The sequence below is a fragment of the Acidovorax sp. CF316 genome, assembly GCF_000276605.1.
Classification (GTDB): domain Bacteria; phylum Pseudomonadota; class Gammaproteobacteria; order Burkholderiales; family Burkholderiaceae_C; genus Acidovorax.
Window position 1 is genome coordinate 1 of sequence record NZ_AKJX01000228.1, and the last position, 6,688, is coordinate 6,688.

A 6,688-nucleotide genomic window follows, 5' to 3' on the forward strand; every position below is an offset into this window, starting at 1 on the left:
GGCAGGCCGGCCGGTGGCCACAGGTGCACGAGCACGGCCACCAGCACGGCAGCGGGCACGGTGGCGTGCAGCGCGAGGAAACAGCGCACCACGAAAGAGGTGGCAGTGGCGCCAGGAGTGGCGTGCTTGGTCATGCCTGCAGCCCTGGCGGCACGCCCGCCTGTTGTTGCGCCTCGCGCCGCCGCTGCTGGCGCGAGTCCAGCCAGATCAGCGTGCCCGAGATCGAAAGAAACGCCGGCGTCATGCCCAGAATGAAGTACAGCCACTTCAAGGCCAGCCCGCCGAAGTCACCAAAGTGCAGCGGCTCCATGAGCCCATTGACCAGCGACCAGAAGCCGGCCGTGCGCGGGTCCAGCGCCTTTTTGGGCGCACCCGTGGCCGCGTTCATGTCCACCCGCGCCGTGCTGGCCAGGTGGCCGGCCAGTGCGCCGGTAAAGCTGGCCTCGGCCGCGCTGGTGCCCCAGCGGCGCAGCGACACATAGCGCGCCTGCAGCCCCGGCACGGCCTGCTGCGCGCTGCGGTACAGGGCGTCCAGCGACTGCATGGGCGCAGGCTCGGCAGCGGGCGGCTTGCGCACGGCACTGGCCGCAGGCGCGCCCGCCATCACGTATTTGGTTCCCTGCTCGAACAGCGGCGCAAGCCCCAGCCAGGCGCCCGTGGCCGCGATCAGGATGTGAAAGCCCAGCCCCCAGATGCCGGCGGACTTGTGCAGGTCCGACATCACCACCCGAAAGCTGCGGCCCCAGCGCTGGGTGAACAGCTCGGCCAGGATCTTGCGGTGGATGACGATGCCGGTGGCTATCAGCACCAGCATGGCCACGCCCAGGAAGCCCACGATCCAGCGCGGCCCGAAGAACAAGAACACATGCAGCATGCGCAGGTACTGGCCGAGCTGGCTGTCCACCGGGCCCACCACGGCGCCCGTGTCCGAGCGCAGGGCCACCTTGGTGCGCTGGCTGGCGGGGGCGCCGCGCTCGCGCACGTGGGCGAAGTAGTTGGGGTTCACCTCGTCGGGCAGGGCGATGGTCTCCACCGTGGCGCCCGGGTAGCGCGCCTGCAGCTGGGCCAGCACCGCATCGAGCGGCGCGGGCGGCTGCGTGCGCGGCAGCCCGGCCAGCGAGGGGTTGGCCCACAGGTCGATCTCGTTCTTGAACACCACCACCGCGCCCGAGAAGCAGACGATGAACATCAACAAGCCCGTGACGATGCCCGCCCACGAGTGCAGGACGAAGAGGCGGTTCAGGGTGCGCTGGCTGGTCATTTCGGCTGGCGGTGGGGAGTGAACGGCTTCAGAAGAAGTACGTCAGCCCCAGGCTGAAGTTGCGCGGCAGTGCGGGCGAGACCACGTTGGCGTTGATCGCGCCGTCGTAATACGCCTTGTTGAACAGGTTCTTCACCCCGGCCGTCAGGCGGTAGTTCGGCCCCGCGTAGCTGATGGAGGCATCGGCCACCACGTACGAGGGCAGCGTGAACGGGTACGAGCCGATCTGCTCACTCACATAGCGCCCGCCCAGGCCCAGCGTCACGCGCTGGTACTGTGGCAGCTTGTAGGTGGCCCAGGCCGTGAGCGTGTGGCGCGGCGTGAGGTTGAGCGGCAGGCCCACGATGGCCGCGTTGTTGTCGCGCGTGACCTTGGTCTGCGTGTAGGTGTAGGCGCTGGTCAGCTTGATGCCGTTCTTGAGGTCGGCGCCCAGTTCCACCTCCAGCCCGCGTGCACGCTGCTGGCCGGTCTGCACGCTGAAGCCGGTGTTCACCGGGTCGGCAGTGGTCACGTTCTCGCGCACCAGGTCGAACGCGGCCAGCGCACCCGTGAGCTGGCCTCCCGGGGCCTCGTACTTCACACCGGCCTCCCACTGCTTGCCGGTCTCGGGCACAAAGGGCGAGCCGTTGAACGCCAGGCCCGTGGTGGGCAGGAAGGACTCGCCATAGCTGCCATACGCCGCCCAGCCTGGCTGGAACTCGTACACCAGGCCGGCCGACAGCGTGGTGGCGCTGTCCTTCTGGCGCGTCTGCACGCGGGTGATGCGGTTGTCGGTGTCGTTCGTGGACCAGTCGCGGCGCAGGCCCACCAGGGCCGTCCAGCCCTGGCCGAACTTGATCTGGTCCTGCGCATACAGGCCTGCTACGGTGAGCTTGCCGGGCGCATCGCTGGTCAGCGCCGCCGGGCAGTTGGCCTGCACGCCGTAGGCCGGCGCGAACAGGTCCAGCGCCGCGATGGAGCAGCTGCGGCTGGCCAGCAGGCTGTGGCCGCTGCGCACATCCAGGCCCGTCACCAACTGGTGCTTGGCGCCCAGCGCCTCGAAGCGCGTGAGCAGCGAGGTGTCGGTGGCCAGCAGGTCGTAGTCCATGTACTGGCGCGAGGCGCTGCGGTTCTGCAGCCGCTGGTTGGCCTGCAGCGCCTGGTTGGAGACAAAATTGCCCGTGCCCTTCTCGGTCTCGTAGCGCACGTTCTGGCGGAAGGTCATCGCGGGCGAAACCTGGTGCTCCAGCGCATAGCCCAGCGTGGTGCTCTCCACGTCGTACACGCCAAAGGCCGGCTCGCCCGTGAACAGGGTGCGCGACAGCGTGCCATTGCGGTTGGGCAGCAGCGTGCCATAGGGCGTGATGCCCTGCTGGCGCATCCACTCGCTGCGGCTGTAGGTGGCAAACAGCACCAGGTCGGTCTGCGCACCCAGGTCGATGGAGAGCGACGGCGCGAACCAGCGGTCCTTGCGGTAGACGAACTGCGTCGGGTCGTCGGCATCGGTCACCTGCGCATTGATGCGCAGCGCCGTCTTGCCGGACTCGGACAGCGGCCGGTTTACATCGGCCTGCAGCGTGCGCTGGCCGAAGCTGCCCACTTCGACACCCACCTCGCTCAAAGGCTCCTTGCGCGGGCGCTTGCTCACCGCATTGACGATGCCGCCCGGCTGCACCTGGCCATACAGCACCGAGGCCGAGCCCTTGAGCACCTCGAAGCGCTCGTAGCCATAGGGCTGCAGCTTGGCCCACATACCGGGGCTCTGCACCAGGCCGTCGACCAGAATCGATTCGGTGGAGCGAAAGCCGCGGATGTTCAGGTCATCAAAACCCCGGCGGCCAAAGTTCACGGGGCTTACCCCCGCCACGGTCTGCAGCGCCTGCTGCACATTGGTGATCTGGCGCGACTCCATCTGCTCGCGCGTCACCACGCTCACCGACTGCGGCGTCTCCAGCCGCCGCATGGGCGCCTTGCCGGCCGTCTGGGCTTCGACCGGGGCAAAGCCCATGTCTTTTTCGGTGCTGGCGTTGATGCGCACTTCCTGCAGCTGGGGCGCGGTGGTGGCGGAAGCGTCAGCGGCTTGGGCAAAGGCGGATTGCGCCAGGCACAGTGCCAGCGGCGTCAGGGCGAACAGGCCGGCGGTGCGGGCGGGTGTGCGGGACACAGGCGCGCGCGAACGCAGCGCGGCGCGGGAGGGCGAAGAGGGCATGGAAAGTATCCAGGATGACAACAGGAGCAGCGAGCGCTGGCGGGCATCCTGATTGCGGGACACTTGGCTTGCGAGAGGGTGTGGATTGTAATGCGAATGAATCTCGTTTGCGATGGTCTGTAAAGTCGATCTGCTGGCCTGTGGGGCCAACGGCAAGGCGCAATCGCTTCGACCCTTCGGAAACTGTCGGGGCTACTCCGTACAAAGGACTACGATGGATCGAAAACACAGGGAAGCACGCTATACAACGCTGATGGTCAGCGATGTTCAGCGCGATGGCATGGGGCTGGAACTGCATTGGACTGTGCGGGGGCAAGCCTCTGTCGTTGCCGAAATCTTCTATTCAGACGCTGAGCACAGCTGGACGTTGAATACGTTTGACTGCGATGTTCCATTGGAAATCATCGAGGAACTGATCGCCGAAGCGAGGCGTCGGCTTCCGTCCAAGGCTGCGGCCTAACCGATCTTCAGCCCTTGTGGGTGTCGGGCGCTCCATCGGCAGGGGGTTCCCCCACCCCATACCCCGGATACCCAGCGTCCCCTCCCGCCTCCGCCGCCTCCTGCCGCTCCCTGGCCATCTGCTCCGCCAACTGATTCCTCCCCTCGCGCGCCACGGCGATCATCTTGGCGCGGTCGCGGTGGTGCGGGTACATGCGGTCCGACAGGGCGATGTTGTGCTCCCTGAAGCGCCGGGTCATCTCGGTGGCCTCGTCGGGTGGCAGGCCCATGAGTTCGAGCACGGTGCGGGCGCTGTGCATGCTCGACTCGAACAGCTCGCGCTGCACCAGGGTCACGCCTTCGTCGCGCAGATTGTTCCAGTGGGTGAGGTCGCGCGCGCGGGCCACCACCTGCAGGTGCGGGAAGTGCTTGCGCGCCAGCACGGCGATCTTCACGGACTGCTCGGGGTCGTCCACCGCGATGACGAGGATGCGCGCTTGGCCGGCACCAGCGATGCGCAGCAGGTCGAGCCGGGTGGCGTCGCCGTAGTGCACGCGGTAGCCGAAGGTGCGCGCCACCTCCAGCATCTCCACGCTGTGGTCGAGCACGGTGGTGCGTATGCCCTGCATCAGCATCACGCGCGCCACGATCTGGCCGTAGCGGCCGAAGCCGGCGATGAGGATGGGCGCGTCCTGCGGCTCCGAGATTTCTTCGGCGGCGGGCGCCTTGAGGTTCGCATAACGGCGCAGCAGCACGCGGTCCAGCACCACCAGCAGCAAGGGGCTCAACAGCATCGACAGCGCCACGGCGCCGATCAGCAGCGAGGCGGTTTCGGCGGGGAACACCTGGGCGCCGGCGGCGGCCTGGAACACCACGAAGGCGAACTCGCCGCCCTGGGCCAGCAGCAGCGTGAACACGGGGCGCTCCTGGTAGGGGATGCCCACCGCGCGCGCCAGCGCATAGATCACCACCGCCTTGCAGGCCAGAAAGCCCAGCAGGATGCCAGCCATGAGCCAGGGCGAGCGCATGAGCACGCCAAAGTCGATGCTCATGCCCACGGCAATGAAGAACAGGCCCAGCAGCAGGCCCTTGAAGGGCTCGATATCGGCCTCCAGCTCGCGCCGGTACTCGCTGTCGGCCAGCAGCACGCCGGCCAGGAAGGCGCCGAGCGCCATCGACAGCCCCACCATCACCATCAGCATGGCGATGCCCACCACCAGCAGCAGCGCTGCGGCGGTGAAGACCTCGGGCGTGCGGCTCTTGGCGATCCAGCGCAGCAGGGGGCGCAGCAGCAGGCGGCCGCCAAGGATGATGGCGGCGATCACGCCGACGATCTTGCCCACCTCGAGCAGCACCTCGACCGGTGAGTGGCTGGCGGCACCAGCGCCCGCTGCGGCGCCCAGCAGCGGCAGCAGCGCCAGGATGGGGATGGCCGCCACGTCCTGGAACAGCAAAATGGAAAAGCCCGCCTGCCCGCTCGCGGTGCGCATCAGGTTGCGCTCGGCCAGGGTCTGCAGGGCAATCGCCGTGGACGACAGCGCCAGCCCCAGTGCCCCCACCAGGCCCACGCGCCAGGGCAGGCCCACCAGGCAGGCCAGCGCGAACAGCACGGCCGCGCAGCCCAGCACCTGGGCCGTGCCCATGCCGAAGATGGGGCGGCGCAGCGCCCACAGACGGCTGGGCTGCAGCTCCAGCCCGACGAGAAACAGCATGAGCACCACGCCGAACTCGGCGAAGTGCAGGATGTCCTGCACATTGCTCACCAGGGCGAGGCCCCAGGGCCCGATGGCGATGCCCGCCGCCAGGTAGCCGATGATGGCGCCCAGGCCCAGGGCCTGGGCAATGGGCACGGCGAGCACGGCCGCCGTGAGGTACAGAAAACCGTAGGTGAGCCAGGTGGGTGCGTGTTCCATGGGGCAGGTCGGGCCGGGGTGGTATGTTGTGTGAGGGATATCCCGGCCTTCCCATTCTGGCATCGCCGGCCGTGCTCCGCTTTTGGTAGCGCAATAGGCCCGCAAGCCATGGGGGGCGTCCGCATTGATAAGATACGCGCCCTTGCTTTTTGTGTGGTGTGTGCTCCATGGATTTCCAGACCTGGTTGGCTTTTTTCGCGGCCTCGTGCCTGATTGCTGTGTCTCCGGGCTCTGGCGCGGTGCTGTCCATGAGCCACGGCCTGTCGTTCGGCGTGCGCAAGACGGGCGCCACCATCCTCGGTCTGCAGCTGGGGCTCTTGCTCATCCTGCTGATCGCAGGGGCGGGCGTGGGCTCGCTGCTGCTGGCTTCGGAGCTGGCCTTCAGCGTGGTCAAGGTGCTGGGCGCCTGCTATTTGATCTATGTGGGCTTCAGCCAGTGGCGCGCGGGCGATGCCTCGCCCCTGCAGGGCGACGAAGAGGTGCCCGCGGGCACCTGGCAAAAGCGCTGCCTCACGGGCTTCCTGACCAATGCTACCAACCCCAAGGGCATCATCTTCATGGTGGCCGTGCTGCCCCAGTTCATGACCGACACGCGCCCGCTGTGGACTCAGCTGCTGGTGATGGCCGCCACCACGGTGGCCGTGGACGTGACCGTGATGCACGGCTACGCGGCAGGCGCCAGCGCCATGCGCCGCCTGATGCGCAGCGCGCGTGCCCTGCGCATGCAGAATCGGGTGTTCGGCGGGTTGCTGATGGCGGTGGGCGCCGGCTTGTTCTTCGTCAAGCGCGGCGGTCAACACGCATGAGATGAAGCACCCCCTGAGTCGCTTCGCGCCTTCCCCCTCTCTCTCCTCGCTGCGCGAGTCGGGAGGGGGACGCCCCCAGTGC

General features: G+C 67.8%; 5 protein-coding genes. 2 read left to right on the top strand and 3 right to left on the bottom strand.

Going from position 1 to position 6,688, the window contains the following annotated elements; all coding sequences use genetic code 11:
* Positions 1–130: 130 nt before the first annotated feature.
* Positions 131–1,261: a PepSY domain-containing protein gene (locus PMI14_RS27620; protein ID WP_007859714.1), complete on the bottom strand. Its 1,131-nt coding sequence runs from the start codon at positions 1,259–1,261 to the stop codon at positions 131–133.
* Positions 1,262–1,289: 28 nt separating this feature from the next.
* Positions 1,290–3,449, bottom strand: a complete 2,160-nt coding sequence (locus PMI14_RS27625) for a TonB-dependent siderophore receptor (protein WP_007859717.1) — start codon at positions 3,447–3,449, stop codon at positions 1,290–1,292.
* Positions 3,450–3,702: 253 nt separating this feature from the next.
* Here PMI14_RS27625 and PMI14_RS27630 point away from each other — a divergent pair, with 253 nt between their 5' ends.
* The gene (locus PMI14_RS27630; protein ID WP_035206075.1) at positions 3,703–3,909 is read left to right on the top strand and encodes a hypothetical protein; all 207 of its coding nucleotides are present in this window, start codon (positions 3,703–3,705) and stop codon (positions 3,907–3,909) included.
* A 7-nt stretch (positions 3,910–3,916) separates the two neighbouring features.
* Here PMI14_RS27630 and kefC read toward each other — a convergent pair whose 3' ends face one another.
* Positions 3,917–5,800, bottom strand: a complete 1,884-nt coding sequence (gene kefC, locus PMI14_RS27635; protein ID WP_007859719.1) for a glutathione-regulated potassium-efflux system protein KefC — start codon at positions 5,798–5,800, stop codon at positions 3,917–3,919.
* A 167-nt stretch (positions 5,801–5,967) separates the two neighbouring features.
* Here kefC and PMI14_RS27640 point away from each other — a divergent pair, with 167 nt between their 5' ends.
* Positions 5,968–6,606 (top strand): LysE family transporter, encoded by a 639-nt coding sequence (locus tag PMI14_RS27640; RefSeq protein WP_007859720.1) that lies wholly within the window; start codon positions 5,968–5,970, stop codon positions 6,604–6,606.
* The last annotated feature ends 82 nt before the right edge of the window (positions 6,607–6,688 follow it).